Here is a 25,602-nt window from a genome sequence, read left to right as displayed (position 1 = left end):
CTCAGGCCTCCAGCAACCGTGGTAGCCACTGTTGCTGGGGGATCGGCAAGTCACAGGACTGCCCACGACCCATCGGGAAGTAATGGAAGCCCTTGCGCGCCAGGCGCTCGGCGTCATACAGGTTACGTCCGTCAAAGATCACCGGCGCCTTGAGGCGTGCGTGCAGCAGGTCGAAATCCGGCGCCTTGAATTGCTGCCACTCGGTGCAAACAATCAAGGCATCGGCGCCGCCCAGGGTCGACTCAGGGGTACCCATCAGCATCAAGCGCGGATCATCGCCATACAGCTTCTGGGTTTCCTGCATGGCTTCGGGATCGAAGGCCCGCACATTGGCCCCGGCGGCCCACAGCGATTCCATCAGCACGCGGCTGGGCGCATCGCGCATGTCGTCGGTATTGGGCTTGAACGCCAGGCCCCACAAGGCGAAGGTCTTGCCGCGCAGTTCGCCTTTGTAGAACGCGCGGATCCGTTCGAACAGTTTGCTTTTCTGCCGCTGGTTGATGGCTTCCACCGCCTCGAGCAGGTCACTGGAGCAGTTGGCTTGCCGAGCGCTATGGATCAAGGCGCGCATGTCCTTGGGAAAGCACGAGCCACCGTAGCCGCAGCCAGGGTAGATAAAGTGGTAGCCAATCCGCGAGTCAGCACCGATGCCCAGGCGCACCGACTCGATATCGGCGCCCAGGTGTTCGGCCAGTTCGGCGATTTGGTTGATAAAGCTGATCTTGGTCGCCAGCATGCAGTTGGCCGCGTACTTGGTCAGTTCGGCACTGCGCACATCCATAAAAATGATGCGGTCGTGGTTGCGATTGAACGGCGCGTACAGGTCACGCATCACCTCGCGCACCTCTTCGCGCTCACAGCCGATGATGATCCGGTCGGGGCGCCGGCAGTCGGCCACGGCAGAGCCTTCCTTGAGGAATTCGGGGTTGGAGACAATATCGAACACCAGCTTGCGCCCGGCCAGGGCCTTGTCGATATGGGCGCGCAGGGTGTCGCCGGTGCCGACCGGTACGGTGGACTTTTCCACCAGGATCACCGGCTCGACACGATGGCGGGCCACCGCATCGCCCACCGACAGCACGTATTTCAAGTCTGCCGAGCCGTCCTCGTCCGAGGGCGTACCGACCGCGATAAACAGCACTTCACCGTGCTCGACCGCGAGCTTTTCCTGGGTGGTAAAGGTCAGCCGGCCGTTTTCCAGGTTTTCCCGGACCAGGCTGGTAAGCCCCGGTTCGAAAATGCTCACATGGCCCTGTTGCAACAGTTGCACCTTGCTTTCATCAACGTCCATGCAGATCACATCGTGACCGATCTCGGCCAATACGGTGGCCTGTACCAGGCCAACGTAACCACTACCAAATACGCTGATTTTCATGGGACATTCCTGGGGCTTGTATTACCGATACGACGAGAGTTGATGGTCAGGACGCCGAGGATGACCAGGGCCACCCCCAAGGTCCGTGACAGTGAAAAGGGTTCGTGGAAACCAGGCAGGCTGGCCGCCAGTAGGTACACCAGGACGTAGCTGATACTCAGCAACGAATAGGCGCGGCCCAGTGGCAAATGCTGCAGCGCGCCGAGCCAGCAGAGCATCGACAGCGCGTAGGCGAGAATCGCCAGGGCCACCACGCCCAGCGCCAGCGGATCCACCGCGGCACTGGCCAGGGCAGTGAGCCAGTCGGCAGGTAATGGCAGGCGCGTCATGCTCCAGCGCATACCCAACTGGGCCGCGCTGACCAGCGCTACGCTGGATAACGCCAGGGTGAAACCACGCAATCGGCTCATATCTGGCCACCCAGCAGCAGCACACCGGCTATCACCAGGGCCACACCGATCCAGTGGCGACGGTCCACCGGTTCATGGAATACGAAGCGCGCTACCAGGGTGATCAGCACAAAGTTAAGACTGAGCATCGGGTAGGCAATCCCCACCTCCAGGCGCTGCAGTACCAGCAGCCACACCAGCAGGCCAAGCCCCAGGCATAACAGGGCCAGCCACAGCCAGGGCGAGCGCAGTTTAAAGGCCCAGCCCGCAGGTTGGTCACGCCAGCCTTCAACGGCATACTTTTGCGCGATCTGGCCCATGCAGGTCAGCAGGCACGCGGCCAGGAGCAGCAGCAGGGTGATCAAGGCGCCACCTGTGGGAACACCAGGATCACCATGTTGCCTTGCTCATAGCGCTTGCCATCTTTTGGCAACAACTCGACTTCGCGCACTTCACTCTCGCCCTTTACCCGCATCACCACGCCCACCGAGCCCTGCTTGCGGGCCTCGTTCATCCACTGCTGGACTTGCGTGGTGTCGACCCGGCGATTGACGCTGTCGGGGTAGGCAAGACCATATTTGACTTCGCCCAGGGCGTCGTACAGCGTCACGTCCGGGCGTTTGAGCCGCCACGCCAGGGCCGAGGCGGCGCCCAGGTCATTACTCAGTAAACGGGTGGTGCCTGCCAGCTCTTCGGCGTGGTCGATAATGAACCGGTCCGGGGTCTTGTTATAAACCACCGAGAGCGGCAACGCCGCCGGCACCAGGGCCACCAGCAACCAACTGCCCAGGGCAGGCGCTGCCCACAAACGCAACGGGCGTGCTACCTGCAGCAGGTTGGCGATGATCCAGCCCAGCAGCACGATAAACACCAGCACCAGGCTCAACAGTTCCTGCTGGTGGGCAAAAATCGGCTTCTTCAACTGGAAATACACGATTGCCAGCAGCCCCAGCGCCCCGAGAATCAGGTTGAGCCCGCCATTGACTTGCAACACCCGGCCACGGGCCTGGGCCAATGTGTCCGCCAGGGTATGGCCCATCAGCAATGCCAAAGGCAACAGGCACGGCAGGATATAAGCCGGCAGCTTGCCCTTGCTCAGGCTGAAAAACGCCAGGGGCATCAGCAGCCACAACAACAGGAAGCCGGTCTTGTGCGTGCGCTTTTCCTGCCACGCCTGTTTCAGGGTAGAGGGCAACAGCGCCAGCCACGGCAGACTGAACGCGGCCAGCAACGGCAAGTAGTACCACCAGGCTTCTTCGTGCTGGGCATCTTCACCGGCAAACCGCTGGATGTGTTCGTGCCAGAAAAAGAAGTTCCAGTAGTCGGGCTCCTGGGCATGCACCATCAGCGCCCAGGGCAGGCTGACCACAATCGCCACCACCACCGCGACCACGCCATAGGTCAGCAACTCACGAAAGCGTTTTTGCCAGACCATGTAGGGCAGGGCGATCAACACCGGCAGCAGCCACGCCAGGAATCCCTTGGTCATGAAGCCCATGGCGCAGGCCAGGCCCAGCAATGCCCAGGCGCCCAGGCGGGCGCGCCGGCTGCGGCTGTCGATACACAGCCATAACGCTACGCCGCTGAGGTTGACCCAGAAGCTGAACTGCGGGTCGAGGTTGGCGTAGCCACCCGACATCGCCACACTGACAAAACTCATGTACAGCACAGCGCTCACCAGGCTCTTGCGTGGATCGTTCCACAGGCGCCGGGCCATGAAGTACACCAACAGGATGCTCAAGCCCGTGGCCAGCGCCGAGGCCACGCGCACACCGAACAGGTTCTGGCCGAACACGGCCTGGCCCAGGGCGATCATCCAATAACCGGCCGCCGGTTTTTCGAAATAACGCAGGCCCATAAAGTGCGGTGACGCCCATTTGCCGGTCAGCAGCATTTCCTGGCTGATCTGCGCGTAGCGGCTTTCATCCGGGATCCACAGGCCATGGGTGGCCATCGGCAGCAGGTAACACAGGCCGAAAACCAGCAGGAGCAGGGGTAGCGCCCAACGTCGGATCATGCCTTTTGTACTCCCAGCCAGCCTTCGCGGCCACTGAGTACGCCACGTGTCAGATACGCCTGGGGCAGGCTCGCCGGGTCGGCCGGCAACAAATTGCCCAGGGGCTGGAATTGGATGCCGCGCTGCCCGGCCTGGGCCAGCAACTGGCGAAATTCATTGGCCATCAGAATCCCTTCTACTTCTGCGTGGATCGTATAGACGTTGAGTGTCGATTCGGTGAACTGATCAAGAATGAATGCGTTGAAGTCCTTGGCCGTCACCTGTGGCCCAACCACTTCGTCGAAGGTCGGCAAGTCCACCGGGACCTGTGGCGTACCGGCACTGCCATCGGCGAGGATCGGACGGAACAGGCCGGTGCCGCGACAATCGCTGTTGTAGCGCAAGCCAAAGCCTTGCTTGGCCTGCACCACACGCTCGTCGGCACGCCAGCCGGCGGCAGCGGAACAGTCCACGGGTTCGCCAAGGATTTCGCTCAGGGTGTCGAGCCCACGGCGCACCTGCGCCACCAGTTGTGCATCGCTCCAGCGGCCGGCATTGGCCTGCCAGCCATGGTGATCCCAGGCGTGCAGGCCCACTTCGTGCCCGGCAGCCTTGGCCTGGCGCATCAGGTGCCCCAGGTCGCGGCCAATGGGTTTGCCCGGCCAGGCGGTGCCGGCCAGCAGGATGTCCCAGCCATACAGGCCGGCCGCGTTGGAGCGCAGCATTTTCCACAGGAACTGCGGACGGATCAGGCGCCATAAGTGGCGGCCCATATTGTCCGGCCCGACACTGAAGAAAAACGTCGCCTTGATCCCCGCTTCATCCAACAATTCCAGCAACCGTGGCACTCCATCGCGGGTGCCCCGGTAGGTGTCGACGTCGATGCGCAGACCTGCCTTCATTATTTGCCTGCTTCGCTGGACGGGGCGATTTCAAGCATCGCTTCACGCAGGAAGAAGTCCAGGGTGTTGCCGATGGTCTCGCTCATTTCCACGCTCGGCTCCCAGTTCAGCAGGCGCTTGGCGTTGGCAATGCTCGGTTTGCGGTGCGCCACGTCCTGGTAGCCCGCGCCGTAGAACGCTTTGCTTTCCACTTCGCGAAAGCCTGCAAACGGCGGGAAGTTACCGCGCAACGGGTGAGCCTCGAACTGGCGCAGCAGCTCTTCGCCCAACTGACGGATGCTGGCTTCGTTGTCCGGGTTGCCGATGTTGATGATCTGGCCGTTACACGCGTCGTTATCGTTGTCGATAATCCGCGCCAGGGCTTCGATACCGTCGGCAATGTCGGTGAAGCAGCGTTTCTGCTCGCCGCCGTCAAACAGGCGGATCGGCGTGCCTTCCACCAGGTTGAGGATCAACTGAGTAATCGCACGGGAGCTGCCGATACGCGCCGAGTCCAGGCGGTCCAGGCGCGGGCCCATCCAGTTGAACGGGCGGAACAGGGTGAAATTCAGGCCCTTGGCACCGTAGGCCCAGATCACCCGATCCAGCAGTTGCTTGGACACCGAATAGATCCAGCGCTGCTTGTTGATCGGGCCGACCACCAGGTTGGAAGTGTCTTCGTCGAAGTTCTGGTCCTGGCACATGCCGTAGACTTCGGAAGTCGAAGGGAAAATCACGCGCTTGTTGTACTTGACGCAGTAGCGCACCAACTTGAGGTTTTCTTCGAAGTCCAGCTCGAATACGCGCAACGGGTTACGGGTGTATTCAATTGGCGTGGCGATGGCCACCAGCGGCAGGACCACGTCGCATTTCTTGATGTGGTACTCGATCCACTCGGAGTGAATGCTGATGTCACCTTCCACATAATGGAAGTTGGGATGGCTGCGCAGGCGGTCGATGGCGTCGGAGCCAATATCCAGGCCATAGACTTCGTAGCGATCATCACGCAGCAGGCGCTCGGACAAGTGGTTACCGATAAAGCCGTTGACGCCCAGGATCAGCACCCGGGTGCGGCGCGGTTTACCGCCCGACTCGGCGCCGCGCAGGATCGAACCGTCCACCAGGCCCAACTCGTCGGCCAGGGCCGGCCCGGTCAGGTACAGGCCATTGTCATTGCGCTGGCCGAAGTTGATGACCAGGGAGTCTTCACCACAGGCAATGCGCAGCGGGTTGACGCTGATCACTCGGCCTGGCGCCTGGCCTTCGTTGCCCTTGACCACTTCGGCTTGCCACACGATCAGCTTGTGCTCGCCCACCGCACAGAAAGCGCCGGGGTACGGCTGGGTAACCGCGCGTACCAGGTTGAACAGTTGCTCTGCGGGCTTTTGCCAGACGAGCTTGCCGTCAGCCGGTGTGCGGCGGCCAAAGCAGGTGGCCTGGCTTTCGTCCTGGGCGGTTTCGCTCAATTTGCCCTGGGCCAGTTGCGGCAACGCATCGCGCAACAGCTGAGTCGCCGCTTCACGCAGTTTGGCGTGGAGCGTCAGGCCGGTGTCGCTGCGCTCAATCATGACTGTTTGCTGGGCGAGGATCGCGCCGGCATCGGCACGCTTGACCATACGGTGCAGGGTCACGCCGGTTTCGGTTTCACCGTTGACCAACACCCAGTTGGCTGGGGCACGACCACGGTATTTAGGCAGCAGCGAACCGTGCAGGTTGAAGGCGCCCTGGCGCGCGGTAGCCAGCAGCGCCTCGCCCAGCAGATTGCGGTAGTAGAAGGAGAAGATGAAGTCCGGGTTCAGCTTGGCGACACGCTCGACCCACAGCGGGTGGTTGGCGTCTTCTGGCGCGTGTACCGGGATGCCGTGGCGGGCGCACAGTTGAGCGACCGAGCCGTAGAAGGTGTTCTCCTTCGGATCATCAGCATGGGTAAACACGGCAGCAATTTCGTAACCCGCATTGAGCAGGGCTTCAATGCCCGCACAGCCAATGTCGTGGTAAGCGAAGACAACAGCTTTTGAACTCATGACGAAACCTGACTGGAAGAGGAAGTGGAAGACGGGGAGGAGGGCAGACCATCGACGATGACCACCGGTGCAGGTGCTGCCGGCTCGTTGCGCAGCACCTTTTCAATAAAGAAACGTGGGCGGGCACGTACATCGCTGTACATGCGCCCCAGGTATTCACCCAACAGGCCCATGCCGATGAACTGGCCGCCGGTAAACACAAACAACACGGCAAACAGTACGAACAGGCCGTCACCGGCCCAATCGGCACCGAAGACCAGGCGCATGACGATCAGGGCAAACGCAAACAGCATGCCCAAAGCCGCCAGGCTGAAACCGACGATGGACAGCAGGCGCAAGGGCGTGGTGGTCATGCAGGTCAGCAGGTCGAACATCAGGCTGATCAGGCGCATGGCGCTGTATTTGGATTCGCCATGTTCGCGCTCGGCGTGGTGTACCAGGATCTCCGTGGTATGACGCGCAAAGCCGTTGGCCAGGATCGGGATAAAGGTGCTGCGTTCACGGCAGGCGAGCATGGCGTCGACGATGGTGCGCCGGTAAGCACGCAGCATGCAGCCATAGTCAGTCATGGCCACGCCGGTGGAGCGCTGCACCGCCAGGTTGATCAGGCGCGAAGGCCAGCGGCGAAAGGCCGAGTCCTGGCGATTGTTACGCACCGTGGCAACCACGTCGTAGCCCAGGGCCGCTTGCTCGACCAGGCGCGGAATTTCTTCGGGCGGGTTTTGCAGATCGGCGTCGAGGGTAATCACCACCTCGCCCCGGCATTGCTCAAAGCCCGCCATGATTGCCGCGTGCTGACCGTAGTTGCGGTTAAGGATCACCGCAACCACGTGGCTGCCGGGCTCGCTTGCCGCGTCTTCCAGCAGTTGCGCGGAACTGTCGCGGCTGCCGTCGTCCACCAGGATGATTTCGTACTCATAGGCCAACTGCTCGCACGCAGCACGGGTGCGCCGCAGCAACTCGGGCAGGCTCTGTTCTTCGTTGTAGACCGGGATAACGATCGACACGCAATGAATAGGGTAGGGTTTCAAAGATTCATGACCTCGGGTTAGAGCAACTTGGCGCGTAGAGATGACAACAAACAGCAGATGAAAGTGCGGGCACTGCAATAAAAAACAGCCGATGGCAAAGCTATCCTCAGTAAAGCCCATGACCGCCAAAGGTAAAGCATTATCAACGGGTTAGTCAGCAAAACGCGGCATACCCTCAAGTATTAGGGCCAAGGTTAAGCGCAAATTTGTCCAGCGAATATGAAAGGCGGATGAAAAACTCGTTTATTTGTTGGGCAGACAGCTAGTGTTCAGCTAGACAATTAAGAAGACAGACAAACGATAACTGTTTGCGCTGTAATCCTTATCTGTAAGTGTTTTAGTGCGCGATCACCGCGAATTAATCGGGTTTTCAATCCGCATTTTGCAATGTTGCAGGGCCGCAGGCGCCTGCGCAGGATGAGCCCTGGTTTGGTATGCAGCGCCGACCTGCGTTAGACTCGACACTCGCCAAACCACTAAATATCGATACTAAACATAGGCTTAGTATCACTATTTAATCTCAAGGCCGATCTGTTTTGACTGAGATTTCCCGCAACCCGCTGACCCTTTATCTCTCACGCCTGGCGCCTTCCAGCCAATTGACCATGCGCTACGTGCTGCAGGATGCCGCCGACCGCCTGGGTTTCGAAGAGATCAATCTGGAAGATATCGACTGGCATCTGTTGCAGCCCGAACACGTGATGGCGCTGGTCGCCGTATTGCGCGAAGACGGGTACGCGCCCAACACCTCATCGCTGTACGTCAACGCCGTGCGCGGGGTGATGAACGAAGCCTGGCGCATCAGCCTGATCAGCCAGGAACACTTGCTGAAAATGCGTTCGGTCAAGGCCAGCGCCGGCACGCGCTTGAGCCAGGGACGCAACCTGCGTCGCACCTTGATCCGCGAACTGATGGACGTCTGCGCCGCCGATCCCCGGCCGCAGGGCCTGCGGGATGCGGCAGTGATCGGGATCCTCTACGGCTCGGGAATGCGCAAGTCGGAGTCAGTCAACCTCGACCTGGCCCAGGTGAATTTTCAAGAGCGCAGCCTGCGGGTGATCGGCAAGGGCAATAAAGAGTTGGTCAAGTACGCACCGGCCTGGGCGTTTGCCAAGTTGCAGGCGTGGCTGGAGTTTCGCCGTGAGCACTTAAAGGAAGGAGAGCAGGACGATAGCTTCCTGTTCAACCGCATCCGCCGGGGCAGCCATATCACCCGCGAACGTATTACCAAACATGCGATTTACTACATCGCCCGCCAGCGCGGCGAACAGGTGGGAGTGAAGATCATGCCCCACGATTTCCGGCGCTCGTTTATCACCCGGGTAATCGAGGAACATGATCTGTCGATCGCCCAGAAACTGGCACACCACACTAATATCCAGACCACCGCCAGCTACGATGTGCGTGATGACAACGAGCGGCGGCGGGCGATTGATCGGTTTGACCTGTGACTTTTCAAATCAGCCTTGCAGGCATGCATCACTCAGGCGCACGTAGTCCAACCCATGGCTCACGCCCTGGCTGTCGAGGTAGACCATATGGCTTTTGACCGGGCCACACTCGGTAGAAGGGTCGGTGCTGATCTGCACAACCTTGGCGATATCCAGGTTCTGGGAGTAGTCGTAGGCCTGGACAGCCGGACTTGAGGCACTTTCTCCCTGAGCCAAGGCCAAAGTGCTGAACACGCTTAATAAGGCAACAATCAGGTAACGCATGACAACCTCCAACGCCACGACAGTGGCGACTGACTATGGTTGTTATGTTACGAGGCCTGTGGCCTGAGGCTGAAAGCATGCGTGACGATAGCGTGAATCAGCTAAATCGATAGGGGCAGGGTGGCTGCGATTTACTGGCGGCTCGGCAATACTTAATATAACTAAACTAAACAATCATTTAGTTTAGTTATATTCAATGGTAATAAATGAAGGGTTAGGGTGCCTTCTTGTCATCACCACCAAAAGTAATGCTTTTATGCACGAAATATCCGACGACTCCCCAGCGTTCGTCATCGTCACGCAAAATCACTTTTTCCTTGACGGCGGTCGTGGCAAACGTCGAGGCAAACTCGATGACTGCATAGTGTCCTGCAGGTGCGTCAGGCATCTGATCGGTAAAACCAAAGCCCAGGGGTTCTCGCTTGTTGAATGAACCCAATCCAATACGCAAGGCCTTGAGCCCATTGACCCAGACAGGCTCGGGGATTTTCGCCTGGAACGTCGGGCTGACCACGGACCAGGTCATGTCAGCTTTACCAGCATCAAGCAAAACCAGAAACGCCAATGCCGCATCGAATATCTGTTGCTGCTGTAGCTGCGTACCAGGATCGGACGCCGTGACCTTGGGCGTGCTCTTGTTGAAACTGACATCGCAACCGCTGAGCAACGCGGCGCTGAGCAACACGACGGCAAATAGCTTCATGCAAAACCTCCTGGGGCCCGACATCCGTTGGGACGAGTAAAGATGAGCATTGGAAGAGTTGCCATTGGCCTGGGGAAAAATACGAGGGGGATGGTCCGTGATTTTCCAGGGGTACGCCTGGTGTGGGGATATATGATACTACGCATAATGTATATTATGTTAAATCAAAGATTAGACTGCCGAAAACCTGAATCGCCCATCTGTTAAATAGCGTATCTATAAGACAGCAGTTCCATAACCCCGTCACCGATATCCTCTCTCCTCAAACGACAACCCTACTGCCACAGAAGAGATTTCCCGCCAAGGTTTATTGGTAGTCAATGGTAAAGGTCATGGCCGCATTGGCCGGCCCCCCCCTGACGGTCGCTGCGGTTTGCAGGTAGCGCGCCTTCAACGCAATGCTGTAGCTGGCGCCCTCGACTGCCGTGGGTACGATACCGCTGGGCAACAGCGTTTGCAGAGCCAGCGGCGTGCCCAGGTTGTCTGCAATCTGGATACCCACGCCCGTGGCCTCAGGCGTGCCACGGTTGAGTTTCAAGACATTTGGCTGGGTGGCATCAACCCCCACAGTCGGGTCGAGACGGTACTTGATGCTGTTCGCCGTCCCGCTGCCGTCACTGCTGCTGTAGACGCCGTTGAACGCCGGGCAGTTGTTGAGTGCCAGGGTAAAATTGGTCCAGGCCGTGCCAGTGCCGACGCCATTGAACTCAGCCACCGTATGTGTGCCCATGGGCACGTTGACATTTGGGGTCTGGCAAGTTCGGGCAACGATCGACAACGCGCCGGTGATGCTCACATTGGCAATAGGAAACGTGGCGGCAGTCATACCGCCGCCAACACTGGCAACATATTGCGCTATCGGCAAAGACGCACCCTGGACTGTGCCTGCAGCAACGGTTGGAGCGGTCTTGATGAGCTGCAGTTCAAGCGTATTTGCCGCGTTCAGGCCACCGGAACCCTCGCGCACACCGTAGATTGCGGAATTGCTATAAGGCGCGATTCCGTGATCGCCTTTGATTAACACGCCCAAACCGCTTACGCCTGTTTGGTAGACCTTACCTGCCATCTCCCCAGTGCCCCACAAACTCAATGCAGGTGTGTTGCTATAGCTGATGCTCCGGTCGTACTTGACGTAGCTGGGACCACCTGTCGCGTAGCACTGGACGAAATTATTGATAGCCATTTTCTGTCGATACACCACCGCACCTACTGGCACATCACGGCCGATGGTGATGCTCTGTGCCCTCAATGCCATGACCGGTGTGACCAATGCATTTTGGACATAGCACGTGCCGGCCGCGTGTACGGTCATTGTGCTGCCCCCTAAAGCGATTCCAACAGCGATAACATGCAGGGCTCTGTTTGTGTTCATGGGGCTACCTTCGCGATTTTGACGGACGGCGTGCACAGCACCGCCGTGGGATGCAATTCAGGATCATCAGCCACCTTTGCTGGCAACGTGACGACACACTGTTGACCGGCCTCGGCCCCCCAATTGATCAACAGCTGTGATGTGCCCTCCTTGACCCGTGCATACAGCTGGCCACCTTGCCCGACCGTACCCACGGAACCGCCGGCAGCGTCACTCACCGTGGCGCCAAAGGGCAACAGCGAGCCATCCTCCAGACGCACCGTGAGCAACCACGCCTGGCCATGTTGTGTGCCGTACTTGACCATCACGACGGCGCCGGCCCGTGGAGCGATTTGCTGGCTGGTTTCACTCAGCTCAATGTTTTGCGAAATTCCCAGTGGGTCGATGGCTAGCTCATTGAGCTCATACGGCCGTAAGTAGGTGACCACGGCGTTACCACGATCATCGAGCTTGATCCCCGGATAGCCGACCACCTTGGCGCCTTCCGCGCCGGGTGCGCTGAGAATCGCCATGGTCTCACCGGCATTCGGGGTAAACGTGATGCCGCCCGGGTGCGCCACAACCGAGCCATTGGCACTTAATGACAGGCTGTTATAGCCACCGCCCTGGCTGTAGGAAGCCCCCACCACTGCATCGCTGCCGGTGTACTGGCCATTCACCGAACCTGTCGAGGTGGCGCTGGCACCGTCATGGCCGGCAGTCACGCCGTAGGTGTACTGGCGGTCTGCGCCGGCACTGCCGCTGAGGCTCGCTTGTTCGCTGTAGCGGCCATCGGTGTTACGACCAAACATCGTGGACAGTTGCGGCGAATTGCCCGGTGAGCCGAAATCCAGCGGCATGCTGATGGTAAGCAACAGGTTGTTCTGCAAGGCGCCTCCGTCAACCCGGCTGCGATTGGCGCTGAGGTTATAGCTGACCTTGCCCAACTGTTTGTTGTAGCTGAATTGGTATTGCACATCGCTGCCGCTCTGGGTCCAGTAATCCTGGGTAAAGCCACTGATGGCCAGTTGGCCCCAGTCGCCAAGGTCCTGGTTGGCCGTCAATGACAGGCGGCTGCGCGGGTGTGCGATACCTACGGCACTGTATTGGCCCTCCTGGGCAGCCAGCGTCTGGACGGCGGTATTGAGGTCCATGAAGCCGCTGGTTGAAAAACGGTAAGTGGCCACGGTGAAGTGGGTGCCGGTGCGGGTGATGTCTTTGCTGTAGGACAGGCGCACGCTTTGCCCATTGACCGAGCCGGTTGCCAGCCGCGTCTGCGCCTGGGTCACGTCAAGCGCCATCGAACCAAACGAAGTGCCCACTGCCAGCCCGGCCAGCGCAGCCCCATAGTCGGTGCTGGCTTGCATGCCGCCATAACCGGTGAACAGGTTGCTCAGGCCATATTGAACGGTGCCTTGCATCAACCGAACCTGGCGGCTCGCAAAAGTGTTGCGGGTCTCCCCTGCCGTCATGCTGTAACGCAGGGTGCCTGGGCGCAGCAATTGGCTGACCGGGGCGTAAGGCACGGTAAAGCTTTGGGTACTGCCATCCGCTTCGGTGACCGTGACACTCAAGTCGCCGCCGTAACCCGTCGAATACAAGTCGTTGATCGCAAACGCCCCCGGCGCCACCATGGTTTCGTACAACAGGTTGCCGTTCTGGCGGATGGACACGCGCGCAGACGTGCGGGCAATGCCACGAATCACCGGCGCATAGCCGCGCTGGGATTCGGGGAACATGCGGTCGTCGGTATTCAGCTGCAGGCCACTAAAGCCCACCGTATCGAAAATCTCGCCGCTGGTGTTGGATTCGCCCAGCGTCAGTTGGCTTTTGAGCGCGGTGACATCGTGCTGAGCATAGGTGTTCAGGCTTTGATAGTCCTGACCGGTCTGGCCCTGCCATGTCAGAGAACCGTTGTGACGCAAGCGCCAATCACCCAGGTTAAGGCCTGCGTTCAAGCCGAGGTAGGCAGAATCATAATTGCCGCCACGCGTCTGGTTATGGTTGGCGTTGAAGTTGTAGCCCAGGGTCCCAGCCGTAACCCCGCGGTCCCACAATTCCGGGCCGACGTAACCGCGTGGGTTCAGGCGCAACGCGACTTGTGGAACGCTCAGGTCGAGCACCTGGGTCGCCGGAATGAAACTGGCCGTGGCATTCTCGATCAAATCGGCCATTGCGGGGCATGTGTCGACATTGTCGAGCGCCAACGTGGCATCCGCTGACAAGCGATTCATATCGACCCCGGCTAACTCGAGTAATTTGCGATTGATGCACACGACCGGGTTGCCGCCGTTCTTGTCGGCATTGATGCGGATTTCCTGACGGCTGACCAATTGGCCATTGAGCGTCACATCTGCACGGTAAATGCCCGCCAGCACCGGATTGTTTTTCTGATACAGCGACAGGTCCAGGCCACGCGATCCTGCCGGCAAAAAGGCTTCGTTGAACTGCACTTCTTCGGCGTGAGCCAGTGTGCATAAGCTGAGCAGGACTCCCGCTAAACCCTGCGCGCAAAGGGATCCAAGCCCTGCGTAGGACACAGGGCGAATGAGGTCTTTCATGATCAGCCTGTATTAAAAGAAAGAAGGAACTCAAGAACCCAACGCATGCTTGATCAGGATCTGTGCGCCGTAATCGTTTATCGCCGTAAACTGCACCTGGCTGCCGGGAGGCGGCATCGAGCGCAGGTCAGGCAGGGCAAACTGACGGGTTTCTCCAGGGCCAATCATCCCGTCCTCGGCCCGCCCTTGGCCGTTGTCGGGCAGCAGCGTCAAACCGATCAGTGACACGTAAAATGCACTGGGGTTGTGGGCCTGCAGCACAAAACCTTTACCCAAGGCGCTTGGCAGCACTTGCCATTGCACCTGGTCCGGTGCCTGACTTGCCGTTTGCGGTTCAAGCATCGGCCGGTAAAAGATCTTGATCCGCGAGCGAAAGGCCATTTGCAGTTGGTTCTGCCCCTCCACCACTGGCGATTTCGGTGGGATTTCCAACACGTTGAGCCAGAACACCGACTCCTTGTCTTGGCGCAGTGGTGCCCCCACGAACATCACACGCAGCGACTGCCCCTTGCCCGGGTCAATCCGCGCCACCGGCGGCGACAGTACAAAAGGTGCGGTGGCGTTGGTCGGGCTCGACTGCGGATCCCCGCTGTCAATCCACGACTGCACCAACGCCGGTTGCGTGCCAGTGTTGTTCAATTGCACCGTGATTTCTTTTTGTTCGGCCGGGTACACCTGGCGAGTGCCGGTGATGACCACCTCGGCCTTGACGTAAACGCAGCCCAGCGCAGCAACTACCCCGAGGCAGGCGCGTAGAAATGTTGTGTTGAGCACAGCGAGCCCCTGCGGCTTGTACACCTGCGTCGGAGCAACCGACGCACGTGACAAGCGCATGATTGTTATTGGTAGTTGATGGCGTAAGTCACAGAACCGACGACCGTACCGGCACTGCCTGCACCCTGTGTCGCGATGTACTGGACCGCATAAGGAATATCGGCAGCTTTGGTGGTGGGGTCGATGGCCGCGCGGCTGTTACCGGCAACCTGGCTGTAGTCACCGGCCTTGATCGCTTTGTTGTTGGCTGCATCCACCAATTGCAGGGCGACGTTGGTTGCCGTGCCGGTGTTCTTTACATAGCCGGTGGCGGGGTCTACCCCCGGGCCTGCCTCAAAGTAAGCCGCAGAAGTGCTGGCCAGGGTTTTCGCAGAGCTGCAATTGCTCAGGCGCAAGGTAAAAGGCGCAAGGCCTGCTGTCTGGCCGGCAGTTGCCAGGGCCGTGGCGGAAACGGTCTGCAAGGTCACGGTAGTGACTTTGGTCGCCGCACCGGTGACCGACACGGTACAGGTGGTATCCGTGACAGTACCGCTAAAGTTGACCGTTCCGTCCGATGCGTTGGCAAAGGGCGCTGCCAGGGCGGTTGCCAACATGGCAAGAACTAGGGTTTTACGTTGCATAGCTGAACCTCAGAGGATTGTGGACACCCATCGTTTGAATTGACCAGTGCACCGCACCAGCCCTCAAGCGAGGTGCATATGCTCAATCTTTTTGAGGTTTTCTCAGCCATGAACTTTCTCTGTGATGCGAAGAAATTTCTAGCCTTGCTAGATGCGCGCAATCAACGCCTCACTCAGGTGCAGCATCGCCTGTTCGAGCGCATCGATAGCGCCCTGCACCGCGGTGTCGTCTTGCATTTCACACGCCGACTCCATGCGTTCGCAAGCCGTGATCAGGTCCTGGTACCGGACCATCTTCGCACCGCCCATGACACGGTGGGCCAACGTAGCCAGGCCCTTCAGGTCACGGGCTTGTGCGTGCCTGGCCAAGCCATGGCGGTCGTCGCGATTGCTGGTGGCCAATTTAACCAGCAGGCGACTGATTGCCGCCTGGTCACCCCTGGCCATGTGTTCGATGCCAGAGAAGTCGATCTTCGGCAACGGTGCTGGCGCAGGTGGCGCTGGCGCTATGTCAGGCTCATACGCGGCGGCAGTCCCCAGGCGGCTGCTGAGGTCCATCAGGCTCAGGGGTTTGAACAGGCAATCGTCCATCCCGTTTTCAATGCAATTGAGCCTGGCTTCAGGCTGGGCATTCGCCGTAAAACCGTAGATTCGGCACGCGGCGGTCCCGGAGGTACGCTCTTCGTGGCGAATGATACGTGCCAGGTCGCCGCCCGCCATTACTGGCATGCTGATATCCGTGATGACGACGTCAAAGTGCCCACGGCGCCAAGCCGACAAGCCTTCTGCCCCGTCTTCGGCGTCCACCACCCGGTGCCCCAGGTACTCCAGTTGCTGGCGCAGCAGTTCACGGTTCGCGGCATAGTCATCGACCACCAGAATGCTCAGTGCCCGGGACAACGTGTGGTCTTCGACGACGGGTAACCTGATTCGCGCGGGAGGCGGCAGAATGGGCAGCTTCAGCGTCACCGTGACCAGTGTTCCCGTCCCCAGCTGGCTGCTCAGGTCCAGGCTGCCTCCCATCATTTCGCATAAGTTGCGGCTGATTACCAAGCCGAGCCCGGACCCGCTGCGCCCGGACAAAGTGTTGTTGCTCGCTTGAGTAAAAGGGCTGAACAGTTTTTGCTGATCTTGCGCGCTGATGCCAATTCCGCTGTCTTTGATCCGCACCGACAGTTGCAGTTGGTCCTCATCACTGGCGGGTAGCGCCTGGACACTCAGGGTCACCTCGCCTTCGTGGGTGAATTTCAGTGCATTGCTGACCAGGTTCGACAACACTTGCTTGAATCGAAGCGCGTCCAACAACACGTAGTGATCCGCTGCCGGGTCAAACTGCAGGCTCAGGTGTAGCCCCTTCAGCCGAGCCCCGCCTGCAAACATGCGCATGACCGAACCTACCACCTCATGCAGGAACACCCCGGAGGGCGTCAATGACAGTTGGCCGGATTCGATGCGCACTACATCCAGAATGTCACCCACCAGATTGTGCAGTTCTCTGGCAGCGCCTGCGGCTATTTCCATGGCTCATGATCGCCAGGAATGTGGTTTTGGCGCGGTTGGCAACCTCGGCCTCATCCTTGGCGACTTGCAGCTGATTGAGCAAATACTGACGTTCACTGACATCGATCCAGCCGGAAATGATCCCTGCGATCTGGCCATCGCTGCCTTGATACGGAAACACCCAGTGATACACGGTAAGCGACTGGCCATTGGCGAACGTCATGGTTCGGTCCGATGTCCAGGCCTGCCCCCGTTCCATGACGTGCTGGTAGATGCTTTCGATGTCCGCAGCTTTTTCCGGCCCCAGCAGTTGAACATCCGAGAGGCGCTTGCCCAACACTTCGTCACGGCTGATATTGCATGCCTCCAGGTAGCCTGCGTTGCAAATCAACAGGCGCCCTGCCCGATCACGCACGTAAATCGGATGCGGAGTGCCATCGATCAAGACCCGCAGGAACTCAACCTGTTCGTTCAACGCTTTTTCGGCCTGCTTGCGTTTGAACACTAATTGGCCCAGGTAACCCACCCACACCAAGGTAATGAGCAGAATCAGCAAGCCGGCAATGGCGACCTGGCTTAGCGTATCGCGGTGCCTCACCCAAAAACTGTCGCCAATGACGATATCACCGCGCCAGCGACTTGCCAGTTCATCCATTTCTTCCGGCGAAATACTTAACAGCGCCTTGTTGAGGATCGACAACAGTTCGGGCGAATCGCGGCGTGTCGCAAATGCCGTCTGGGCCCAGAAGTTATCGACGGTGGCAGCGACTTGCAGCTGCCCCTGGTAATGCTGCGCAATTTGATAGCGCACGTTCATCATCGCGCCGACGGCCGCATCGGCAGTCCCGGCACTGAGCAGTGCCAGCGCGTTCGGCACGCTTTGCGCTTCCACTTGTTGAACGTACGGAAACTGGCTGCGTATGAACTCGGCTTGCGCGGTGCCATGGGTCACCGCCACCCGCTTGCCCGACAGGTCAGCCAGTGAGGCCACGCTTTCGTCTGCAGCGCGACTGACGAGCACCACGGGCTCGATCAGGTAGGGCCGACTGAACATCAGGTATTTTTCGCGTTCATTACTTTTGGTAAACGTCGCCAGGAAATCAGCGCGTCCCTTCTTGACCAGGTCCGCCAGGCTATTGACGGTATCGGCGTAGACCGGCTCGAATTTCAAGCCTGTACGCTGGGCGACCTTGGCCAGGACATCGGCACTGATCCCGCGAAAAACGTTACGTCCATCCAGAAAGGAAACCGGCATGAAGTTTTCACTGACGGCCACTTTTAGTCGCGGGTGCTTTGCCAACCAGCGGCGTTCGTTGGGCGTCAGGCTGTGAGAAAGAAAATACTGCCCTGGCAGCCCTTCCGCGCCGGCGCTCCAGCGGCGCAGGATAACCAGGCGTTCCGCCAGGGGAATGGCCTCCAGGGCACTGTTGACCATGCGTAACAAGCGCTTGTCCTGGGATGGCAGGACAAACGCAAAATGCCCGCCATGGCTGATTGATAACTGGGCCAGTTGCAGGTCATTCGGGTAGTTTTTGTTGATCAGGTAACTCGCGGTGATTGCTTCGCCCAGGTACACATCGGCGCGGTTGAACGCCACCGCCCCTACCGCCGTTTGCACTGACGGGTACATCTGGATGCTGGCCTTGGGGTACATCGATTCCAGCTCTTGTGGCGTCCAGTAAAACTCGGCGGCGGCAATCCGTTTACCGGCCAGGTCGGAGCTGCTCAACCCATCGGCATTCTCCCGGCTTACCAGCACTTGACCGTCATCGGCATAGGCGCGCGAAAGGCTCAGCGAAGTATCGCCCTCCTCCGTATCACGGCCAATGGCCAATAGGTCCGCCCGGCCCTGGGAGAGCGCCGTAATGGCGTCTTCCCGCGAAGCAAAGAGTCGCACGTCAATGCGGATCTTCAGCAGCTCACCCAATAACTTCGCATAGTCGGCGATCAGCCCCTCATAGTCGCCACCGTCAGTATTCAGTTCAAAAGGCGCCGTCCCACGGGGCGTAATGCCTAATACCAGTTGACGCTGGTTTCTCAGCCACACCCAGTCATCGGCGGATAAATCCACCTGATAACCTTGTACTTCGGAGCGTCCCAGCAGATACAGGGACTGCGTGTTATCGGCGGCCTGGACGCTTGCACTGAGGCACGGTATCAGCAACCAGCCGACCAGCGCGCCGATACGAGCCAGTGTGCTCATTCAGATCAACGCATTTCGCTTGGCAAAGTCCGCCAGGCCGACTTGTGACGTAAGTTTGAGTTTGTTCAATAAACGTTTCTTGTGAGCGCTGATGGTCTTGTTACTCAGTAGCATGATTTCACCGATCTGTAGATTACTCATGCCTCTGGCCAGTTGTTGCAACACCACCAGTTCACGGTCGGACAGCGTACTGATCAGCTGTTGGTCCGAGGCCTCCAGGTCGCTGCGACGCACCGAGTCTGTTTCCTGGCTGGGGAACACCGTATAGCCCGACATTACCGTCGACAGTGCCTTGCGCAACTCTTCCAGCTCATCCACTTTGCAGATGTAGCCCACGGCCCCCAGGTTTCGACAACGTGACGCGTAGAAGGCGGGCAAATGATGAGATCCGGTTGGTGCTGACGCGCCAATTGCACGGCGTCGGCACCATTATCCGTTTCTGCCACTACATTGAATTTTTCCTGCAACAACACCATTTCTACGGCCGCGCGTATAAACGGGTGATCATCTACTACCAGGGCTGTATACATCCGTACTCCCACGACGTTCAATTCGATGTCGGCTCTGAAGATTCCCACGGGTGAAAATGCACAATCCTTGGTTACATCGTCAGCGTAGCTCAACCGTACCGGTCTTGCGCCAGCCAGAACTGGCCTTTGGCTATTAAGCTGGCAGCGGCCATCCTGCAAGAATTCAGCCGCACAATCGAGCGAGATTTCCCTATAGACGCGCGAAATTTCTCTGTAATCGCGATAGATGAATGTGCCAGTCATAGGCGAGAAAGCAAGGTGCTTTTGAAGGACTAGTACGGAGAGCGTTGGCGCTTTGTACCTGCCAGTAATTCCATGACGCGCATGACGCGCGCCAGCAGATCTACGTCCGGTAGATTCGCAATGGTGACGTTCACCCTCGGTAGCCACAGAGGCATCGCCGTGATGGACGTTTGAGAATCCCCATAAATAATGAAATGACGAATCATAGGACTGCTGCGGCAATACGTCTGCAGGTCGAGGTCTGGATCCCGGCTGACATCATGATGCACCAGCAACAAGTCGATGCAGTTCAGCGCATGCTTGACCACCGACTGCAACTCGCCCATCTGTCTCAACGGCGCAATTCGATAATAGCCCAGCAGGTTCAGCGTGCGCTCTATTTCCAGGCCACGAGCATGACGGTTATCGACGATCAGGATACGCAATGATCGCGTAGGTTTACTGAAGGTGCGGTTCATGCCCAAGGCGCCCTGCGGGGCAGCCAGGCCAGCAACGTTTTGCGGTCCATTGGCTGCGCGCACAGGAAGCCTTGCGCCATGGTGCACCCCAGGGCAATCAGGTTGTTGCGCTGCTCCCAGGTTTCGACGCCCTCGACCACCACCGGCATGTTCAATGCATTGCCCAACGCCAGGGTACTGGTGACGATGGCCTGGCCACGTGAGTCCACCCCCAGCGCGCGAATGAACTCGCGGTCAAGCTTGATCTCGTTGAACGGCAGTTGGCACAGACGCTGCAACGATGAATAGCCGTTGCCGAAATCGTCCATGGACAGCCCGCAGCCCAGCCTGCGCAATTGCTCGCAGTTCTCCAGGCAATCGTCAAGCCTGCCGATAAGGCCGCTTTCCAGTACCTCCAGCGTCAAGCTCTCACCGGCCAGGGCGTAGCGCTTGAGCATCGAGCGAAAGCGCGACACCAGATGCTCATGACTCAATTGCTCCGGCAGAATGTTAAGCGACAGATTCAGCCGATACCCCAGGCCATGCAGTTGTCGCAGCAGAATCGCGCTTTCGTCCAATTGCTGAAACAGCAACTCGTCTATCAAGCCATGGGCCATTAACTGGGAGATAAAGTACGACGGCGCCAATGTCCCCAACACCGGATGCTCCCAACGAGCGAGCACTTCAAGCCCTCTTACTGCGCCGCTGTGCAGGTCGAATTTAGGCTGGAAATACGACTGGAACTGCCCGTTGCGCAGGCCTTGGCGCAATTCTTCTTCGGTGGGTAATGGCAGCAGCGGCTCATGGGCTGCATAAGTCGCTATCTGCCGACTGTACGGGTTGGAGCGCTTCAACGCAGCATCGTCGTGTACCAATAACTGCGAGACCAGGGAAGCAAGCATCTGACGAACCTGTTGTAAGTGAATGCGCGAATTGTCGGAGAAGTGTCCAACCCGGCGCGCGGTGAAATTTCTTCGCTAAAGCCGGGATTTTTCTGTCTGACGCTCTACTCGTAACTCAAGGTGAATGTCGCGTCGGCATTGGCTTTACCGGGTATAACCCGCGCAGCGGTAGCACGGTACTGGCTGAAAAAAACCATCGACGCTGATTGGCTGGTACTCCCCAGCCCAGTGACAGCGATGGTCTGCCCAAGCGGGATTTGTGTTCGGTCCTGATCCAGAATGGCAATGGCAATATTTTGCGCGGCGCCTTGTTCGCTGATCGCGAGCAACGTCGGGTCAGTGGCATCGGCGATGCCGTTGAATGTCAACGAAACGCCCTTTTTCAGGTTGGTGCAGTTTTCCAGGTTAATGACAAAGCGCGTCGGAGTGACCGATTGCCCAGCGCCGGTAAATTGCTTCGCCGCCCAACTGCCCATGTTCACCACAATGGATTGTGAATCGGCGCTGACTTCGCAACTGTCAGTGACCAAAGTGGCCGTCATGATCAAGTTGATCTTGGCCAGTTCGGCACGGGTGATGCCCGGTAAAACTGACAATAACACCAGTGTCGAGAATGCCAGTCGCGTCGTTAAAGTTCGCATAGTCGCCTCGTGTTATTGAAAGTCCACCCGAAGGTAGGCGCGTGAACTCACCGGCCCCTCAGTGGGTTGTTGTCCTGTCACACTGGCCGGGTAGGTTTTGATAACCACATCCGCCCTGCCGGAACTGTCCATTTTAAAAGGGATGACGCTGGTACTGAGATTCGGGGTAAGCGGGTTGCTCCTACCGTCGGTAACCACAAAGCCTACGTCGGGGTTGTCTGAAACAACGATATTGCCGTTGACCTTATCCGCCTCGACACGCATGGTCAGGCTCGCTTGCTGCTCGATATTGCTGCACTGCAAGGCAATCGAACGCGTCTGGGGGTTAACGCCCTCAGCCTTGGCGCCCGCGGTTTTGAAGGCTCTGGTGGGCACTTTCCCGAAGTCCACCGTGACGATGTCACCCGCGTTGAGTTCACAGTTTTCGGGGACGTTGATGTTGTAGCTTAAATACACGTTTGCAAACGTTTCAGTGGGTGCAGCGCAGAGTCCCTGGCATCCACCCCAAGCACCCAAAAAGATGTTTTTCTGATAAGTACCGCCGATCATTTTCCGATTGATTTTTAGTGAGCTCTCCCACGTGGTGGGAGCCCAATGTGTTGGTAAATAGTCAAAAGGTTGACAGGTATGTGATTCCCACGATTGTCGGTTGAACGGAGCATAGATATATCCACATGTCTGGCTGAGCCGAACGGCAACGGAGAGATAATCATCGACGCGCTGATAAACCCAATCGGAAGGCGCTGTACCGTAAGGCGGCAGTGAGCCATTAATATTGGTAAATGAGGTGCTGGTTTGGCCTGCGAAACTGCTATCGAAGCGGCCAACGGTAAAAGCCGATGACGTTTTAGTTTTGCCAGGTGTATTGGTCTGCGCATCCAGTGTATCAACGAGAGTCAAATTAATCGTCTGATTACAACCGCTGCACGCTGCCATTACCTGCGTGCAGCCCAATAACAGCATTAGGCCAATTAATGCGCTTAGCATAACGACCACCCTATTGCGCTCCATCACTGACACTCCGCGTTGACGTAACTGACTGTTTTTCCGCTGTTAGTTGGCAATTGATATCGGGCACGGCAAGCCTGGCGTGTCCCTGCCCCCCACCTCACCGCCAGATCGCCTGTCGGCGGTAAACCCGCCAGATACACCTGCCCGTCGTCCCCCACAATGCTGCCGCCTTTGCCGTCTGCCCGTTCAACGCTGGAGCCAAACGGCACGGGGTTGCCGTCGGGTTGCAGCAGCGTGACCAGTGCCCTGACGCCGATACGCGTGTTGAACTCCGCGCGCACCAGCGCCCCCGTGGGTCGGCACCAGATTCACCACGGGTTCTTCCAGGTCGGTATCGTCTTTGAGCGACGTGGTGTCCAGCGCCACGCGATTGGTGCGGTAAGTGGTTGCATACGGCATCACCGTGTAGCCGCGCCAATCGGTGCTCACGCCGGTTGCATTCTCGACCCGCACGCCACTGGCCCCTGGTGCCTTGATCAGCACGTTGGTGTCGCCCAGGGGTTGACTGAACGTTACGCCGTTGGCATGGGCAACCACACCGCCGCTCACGCCGAGGTTCAATTGCTGATAGTTGCGGTCATAGCTGTAACCGGCTGTACCGTTGCCATAGGCGCCTACATAACGCAGGTTTGCGTTGCCGCTGGCGCCACCCTGGTCGCCATAGCCTTGTTGCACGCTGTAGTTCAAGTTATTGGTGGCCAGCGCGGTACCACTGACCCCTGCGCGCTGGGTGGTTTCGCCACGCGTATCGGAATTGGCCGAATAGGTGCCATATAGCGCGTTGTTGGAGTTGGTGATGTCCCTACCTTTGCCGCCTTTTGACAGCCAATCACCCAACGGGAATGACAGGTTCAACGACAACTGGTTATCCGCCGGCTCCGTGCTGCTGGCGCTTTTGTTATAGCTGTACGTCAGGCTGTAACTGACGTCGCGCCAGCGCGCGCTGTACCCCAGCTGCCACAAATCATCGGTCCTGTCGCTACGCCAGTAGGACTGCCGGCTACCGGACAAGAACACCGAGCCGTTCGTGCCCAACTGCTGGGTAATATTCACCTGGGCACGGCCTTTGCGGCTGTAGTTCAAGTTGTAGTAGTCCTGGTAAGTCGGCTTGACCTGCATCGGGCCATCCTGGGTATCGACCGTATACCCGCTCATCTGGCGATAGCTGGTTTCGTCCAGGGTATAGAAGCCTTGGGTGGAAAATCGGTAGCCCAACAGTTGAAAGTTGGTGCCCAACTGGTTCAGCGACTTGGCGTACAGAAAACGCAAGGACTGGCCCTGGTGCCGGCTGTCATCGGCGAGCACGCTGTTGGCATGGGTCACATCGGCCGACACCGCCCCCCAGGTCCCCAGGTTAACCCCGGAACCCAAGGCCACTGCGGAGTAATTATTGGAGAACTGCGTGCCTCCGTAGAGCGTCACGCCATGGGGACCACCCCAGATGACGGTGCCTTGGCCGAAGCTCGGTTTGCCCTGATCGTTGGTGTTACTTCGGTATTGGCCTGCGGTCAGCGCATATTTCACCCGCCCCTCGCGCTGCAGCACAGGCACCCCCGAGTAGGCGACTGTAAAGGTGTTTTCTGTGCCGTTGGCTTCGGTCACTGTGACCTTCAGGTCGCCGCTGCTGGACGTTGGGTACAGGTCGCCGATTTCGAACGCGCCGGGAGCCACATAGGTCTGATAAATCACATAGCCGTTTTGTTTGATGGTGACCTTGGCATTACTGTTGGCAATCCCTCTGACCGTAGGGGCAAAGCCGCGCATGCTGTCGGCCAGCATGTTGTCGTCTGAGGCCAGTTGAGCGCCGCGAAAGCCCAGGCTGCTGAAGATATCACTGGGCGTGTAGCTGTCGCCCACGGTCAGTTCCGACTTCAAGGGCGCGATGCTGCGCTGCGCGTAGGTGCTGATGTTTTGCCATTCGCGCGTGCTGCTCCCATAGCCGTTGCTGTAATTCCAGTTGGACGTGTTGCGCAAACGCCACGGCCCGAGGTTAAGGCCGCTGTTCAGCCCCAGGAACCCATAGTCAACGCTGCCACCCACCTCGCGGTTACGGGTGTTGCTGCCGGTAAAATCGTAGTTCAACAGTAAGGCGGTAATGCCATCGTCCCACTCTTCGGGAGGCACATAGCCCCGCGCATTATTTTTCAGCGCCGCCTGGGGAATGCTGAGGTACAACCGCTGGTTGTCAAAATCGAATCGCGCGCTGGCCTGAGGGATGGCGCCAGCAAGATCCACGCATTGATCCTTCGTAGCGTTTTGCAGCAAGGGCGAGTTGCTGGTGTTGACCCCCAGTCGCTCCAGTTGTGTGCGGGTGATGCAGGCTTTCAGGCCGGTTTCATCGATGGGCGCGCCAGGTGCTGGTGTGACTTGATTGGGTGCGGGTTGACGCACTTCGAACATCAGGTTCTGAGTGGACACATATTCATCATTCAAATACGTTTCCACGCGATAGCTGCCCGGCGCTTGGCCTTCGCCTTTCTCGAAACGCGAGAGATCAGCCACCGCTGCCGGATCGCCGGACAAAAACGCTGGGTTGAAGAACTCTTCTGCTTGCGTGGTGGTATTAATAGCCCAACTCAGGCACAGGCCGACCGTACAAGGTAGACCGCCTTTGCGGATAGAGGCATTGAAGTTGATCGTAAACATATATTCATACCCGTGCCCGCAGGCACCGCACACCATGTGCATGAGTTAAATTATCAAGGCAGAGGTGCA

Annotated in this window: 22 protein-coding genes and 1 pseudogene; 1 reads left to right on the top strand and 22 read right to left on the bottom strand. The window is 58.5% G+C overall.

What is annotated here, in order from left to right; genetic code table 11:
• Position 1: 1 nt before the first annotated feature.
• The 7 genes from FJD34_RS01650 to arnC are packed head-to-tail and all read right to left on the bottom strand — an operon-like array spanning position 2 to position 7,696.
• Positions 2-1,375: a UDP-glucose dehydrogenase family protein gene (locus FJD34_RS01650; RefSeq protein ID WP_032860339.1), complete on the bottom strand. Its 1,374-nt coding sequence runs from the start codon at positions 1,373-1,375 to the stop codon at positions 2-4.
• Positions 1,372-1,785, bottom strand: coding sequence for a 4-amino-4-deoxy-L-arabinose-phosphoundecaprenol flippase subunit ArnF (gene arnF, locus FJD34_RS01645; protein WP_032860338.1), 414 nt, complete (start codon positions 1,783-1,785; stop codon positions 1,372-1,374). Before arnF ends, FJD34_RS01650 begins: the two co-directional genes overlap by 4 nt.
• Positions 1,782-2,129: a 4-amino-4-deoxy-L-arabinose-phosphoundecaprenol flippase subunit ArnE gene (arnE, locus tag FJD34_RS01640; RefSeq protein ID WP_032860337.1), complete on the bottom strand. Its 348-nt coding sequence runs from the start codon at positions 2,127-2,129 to the stop codon at positions 1,782-1,784. Before arnE ends, arnF begins: the two co-directional genes overlap by 4 nt.
• Positions 2,126-3,781: a lipid IV(A) 4-amino-4-deoxy-L-arabinosyltransferase gene (arnT, locus tag FJD34_RS01635; protein ID WP_090291134.1), complete on the bottom strand. Its 1,656-nt coding sequence runs from the start codon at positions 3,779-3,781 to the stop codon at positions 2,126-2,128. The genes arnE and arnT overlap by 4 nt, the downstream gene beginning before the upstream one ends.
• Positions 3,778-4,662, bottom strand: a complete 885-nt coding sequence (gene arnD, locus FJD34_RS01630; protein WP_090291135.1) for a 4-deoxy-4-formamido-L-arabinose-phosphoundecaprenol deformylase — start codon at positions 4,660-4,662, stop codon at positions 3,778-3,780. The genes arnT and arnD overlap by 4 nt, the downstream gene beginning before the upstream one ends.
• The gene (arnA, locus tag FJD34_RS01625; protein WP_065943025.1) at positions 4,662-6,665 is read right to left on the bottom strand and encodes a bifunctional UDP-4-amino-4-deoxy-L-arabinose formyltransferase/UDP-glucuronic acid oxidase ArnA; all 2,004 of its coding nucleotides are present in this window, start codon (positions 6,663-6,665) and stop codon (positions 4,662-4,664) included. The genes arnD and arnA overlap by 1 nt, the downstream gene beginning before the upstream one ends.
• Positions 6,662-7,696 carry an undecaprenyl-phosphate 4-deoxy-4-formamido-L-arabinose transferase gene (gene arnC, locus FJD34_RS01620; RefSeq protein WP_065943026.1) on the bottom strand — a complete coding sequence of 345 codons (1,035 nt, stop codon included), beginning with the start codon at positions 7,694-7,696 and terminating at the stop codon, positions 6,662-6,664. The genes arnA and arnC overlap by 4 nt, the downstream gene beginning before the upstream one ends.
• A gap of 536 nt (positions 7,697-8,232) precedes the next feature.
• Here arnC and FJD34_RS01615 point away from each other — a divergent pair.
• Positions 8,233-9,147 carry a site-specific integrase gene (locus FJD34_RS01615; protein WP_032860329.1) on the top strand — a complete coding sequence of 305 codons (915 nt, stop codon included), beginning with the start codon at positions 8,233-8,235 and terminating at the stop codon, positions 9,145-9,147.
• A 9-nt stretch (positions 9,148-9,156) separates the two neighbouring features.
• On the opposite strand, the gene FJD34_RS01610 is transcribed toward FJD34_RS01615, so the two are convergent.
• From FJD34_RS01610 to FJD34_RS01545, 15 genes and pseudogenes are all read right to left on the bottom strand, one after another.
• Positions 9,157-9,411, bottom strand: coding sequence for a DUF2790 domain-containing protein (locus FJD34_RS01610; RefSeq protein WP_090291136.1), 255 nt, complete (start codon positions 9,409-9,411; stop codon positions 9,157-9,159).
• A 214-nt stretch (positions 9,412-9,625) separates the two neighbouring features.
• Positions 9,626-10,114, bottom strand: a complete 489-nt coding sequence (locus FJD34_RS01605; RefSeq protein ID WP_090291137.1) for a DUF4019 domain-containing protein — start codon at positions 10,112-10,114, stop codon at positions 9,626-9,628.
• 307 nt (positions 10,115-10,421) lie between these two features.
• Entirely contained in the window at positions 10,422-11,426 is a 1,005-nt protein-coding gene (locus tag FJD34_RS01600; RefSeq protein WP_157695980.1) for a fimbrial protein, read from the bottom strand.
• 56 nt (positions 11,427-11,482) lie between these two features.
• Positions 11,483-14,026: a fimbria/pilus outer membrane usher protein gene (locus FJD34_RS01595; protein ID WP_090291139.1), complete on the bottom strand. Its 2,544-nt coding sequence runs from the start codon at positions 14,024-14,026 to the stop codon at positions 11,483-11,485.
• A 30-nt stretch (positions 14,027-14,056) separates the two neighbouring features.
• Complete coding sequence (locus FJD34_RS01590; protein WP_223232674.1) at positions 14,057-14,800, bottom strand: fimbrial biogenesis chaperone; 744 nt, start codon at positions 14,798-14,800, stop codon at positions 14,057-14,059.
• Between the two features lie 65 nt (positions 14,801-14,865).
• Positions 14,866-15,420 carry a fimbrial protein gene (locus FJD34_RS01585; protein WP_032860325.1) on the bottom strand — a complete coding sequence of 185 codons (555 nt, stop codon included), beginning with the start codon at positions 15,418-15,420 and terminating at the stop codon, positions 14,866-14,868.
• Between the two features lie 147 nt (positions 15,421-15,567).
• Positions 15,568-16,941: an ATP-binding protein gene (locus FJD34_RS01580; protein WP_090291141.1), complete on the bottom strand. Its 1,374-nt coding sequence runs from the start codon at positions 16,939-16,941 to the stop codon at positions 15,568-15,570.
• Positions 16,892-19,123: a transporter substrate-binding domain-containing protein gene (locus FJD34_RS01575; protein WP_090291142.1), complete on the bottom strand. Its 2,232-nt coding sequence runs from the start codon at positions 19,121-19,123 to the stop codon at positions 16,892-16,894. Before FJD34_RS01575 ends, FJD34_RS01580 begins: the two co-directional genes overlap by 50 nt.
• Positions 19,124-19,653 (bottom strand): annotated as a pseudogene (locus FJD34_RS01570) (LuxR C-terminal-related transcriptional regulator).
• A gap of 272 nt (positions 19,654-19,925) precedes the next feature.
• The gene (locus tag FJD34_RS01565; protein WP_146552170.1) at positions 19,926-20,354 is read right to left on the bottom strand and encodes a hypothetical protein; all 429 of its coding nucleotides are present in this window, start codon (positions 20,352-20,354) and stop codon (positions 19,926-19,928) included.
• Entirely contained in the window at positions 20,351-21,235 is an 885-nt protein-coding gene (locus tag FJD34_RS01560) for an EAL domain-containing protein (protein ID WP_090291144.1), read from the bottom strand. The genes FJD34_RS01565 and FJD34_RS01560 overlap by 4 nt, the downstream gene beginning before the upstream one ends.
• A 104-nt stretch (positions 21,236-21,339) precedes the next feature.
• Positions 21,340-21,876 (bottom strand): fimbrial protein, encoded by a 537-nt coding sequence (locus FJD34_RS01555; RefSeq protein ID WP_090291145.1) that lies wholly within the window; start codon positions 21,874-21,876, stop codon positions 21,340-21,342.
• Positions 21,877-21,888: 12 nt separating this feature from the next.
• A complete protein-coding gene (locus FJD34_RS01550) occupies positions 21,889-22,863 on the bottom strand; it encodes a fimbrial protein (protein ID WP_157695981.1) in 975 nt (324 codons plus the stop codon).
• Positions 22,864-22,886: 23 nt separating this feature from the next.
• Positions 22,887-23,096 (bottom strand): FimD/PapC C-terminal domain-containing protein, encoded by a 210-nt coding sequence (locus FJD34_RS28760; RefSeq protein WP_197677884.1) that lies wholly within the window; start codon positions 23,094-23,096, stop codon positions 22,887-22,889.
• Positions 23,074-25,533 carry a fimbrial biogenesis usher protein gene (locus FJD34_RS01545; protein ID WP_197677885.1) on the bottom strand — a complete coding sequence of 820 codons (2,460 nt, stop codon included), beginning with the start codon at positions 25,531-25,533 and terminating at the stop codon, positions 23,074-23,076. The genes FJD34_RS28760 and FJD34_RS01545 overlap by 23 nt, the downstream gene beginning before the upstream one ends.
• Positions 25,534-25,602 lie beyond the last annotated feature (69 nt).

This window comes from Pseudomonas brenneri (genome assembly GCF_007858285.1).
GTDB lineage: Bacteria > Pseudomonadota > Gammaproteobacteria > Pseudomonadales > Pseudomonadaceae > Aquipseudomonas > Aquipseudomonas brenneri.
This window is presented reverse-complemented; position numbering and strand designations above follow the sequence as displayed.

Coding starts and splice junctions, on each gene's coding strand:
- FJD34_RS01650 (WP_032860339.1), bottom strand. CDS start 1,375: ATGAAAATCAGCGTATTTGGTAGTGGTTACGTTGGCCTGGTACAGGCC.
- arnF (WP_032860338.1), bottom strand. CDS start 1,785: ATGAGCCGATTGCGTGGTTTCACCCTGGCGTTATCCAGCGTAGCGCTG.
- arnT (WP_090291134.1), bottom strand. CDS start 3,781: ATGATCCGACGTTGGGCGCTACCCCTGCTCCTGCTGGTTTTCGGCCTG.
- arnD (WP_090291135.1), bottom strand. CDS start 4,662: ATGAAGGCAGGTCTGCGCATCGACGTCGACACCTACCGGGGCACCCGC.
- arnA (WP_065943025.1), bottom strand. CDS start 6,665: ATGAGTTCAAAAGCTGTTGTCTTCGCTTACCACGACATTGGCTGTGCG.
- FJD34_RS01610 (WP_090291136.1), bottom strand. CDS start 9,411: ATGCGTTACCTGATTGTTGCCTTATTAAGCGTGTTCAGCACTTTGGCC.
- FJD34_RS01605 (WP_090291137.1), bottom strand. CDS start 10,114: ATGAAGCTATTTGCCGTCGTGTTGCTCAGCGCCGCGTTGCTCAGCGGT.
- FJD34_RS01600 (WP_157695980.1), bottom strand. CDS start 11,426: ATGACCGTACACGCGGCCGGCACGTGCTATGTCCAAAATGCATTGGTC.
- FJD34_RS01595 (WP_090291139.1), bottom strand. CDS start 14,026: ATGAAAGACCTCATTCGCCCTGTGTCCTACGCAGGGCTTGGATCCCTT.
- FJD34_RS01585 (WP_032860325.1), bottom strand. CDS start 15,420: ATGCAACGTAAAACCCTAGTTCTTGCCATGTTGGCAACCGCCCTGGCA.
- FJD34_RS01580 (WP_090291141.1), bottom strand. CDS start 16,941: ATGGAAATAGCCGCAGGCGCTGCCAGAGAACTGCACAATCTGGTGGGT.
- FJD34_RS01575 (WP_090291142.1), bottom strand. CDS start 19,123: ATGAGCACACTGGCTCGTATCGGCGCGCTGGTCGGCTGGTTGCTGATA.
- FJD34_RS01565 (WP_146552170.1), bottom strand. CDS start 20,354: ATGAACCGCACCTTCAGTAAACCTACGCGATCATTGCGTATCCTGATC.
- FJD34_RS01560 (WP_090291144.1), bottom strand. CDS start 21,235: ATGCTTGCTTCCCTGGTCTCGCAGTTATTGGTACACGACGATGCTGCG.
- FJD34_RS01555 (WP_090291145.1), bottom strand. CDS start 21,876: ATGCGAACTTTAACGACGCGACTGGCATTCTCGACACTGGTGTTATTG.
- FJD34_RS01550 (WP_157695981.1), bottom strand. CDS start 22,863: ATGCTAAGCGCATTAATTGGCCTAATGCTGTTATTGGGCTGCACGCAG.
- FJD34_RS01545 (WP_197677885.1), bottom strand. CDS start 25,533: ATGTTTACGATCAACTTCAATGCCTCTATCCGCAAAGGCGGTCTACCT.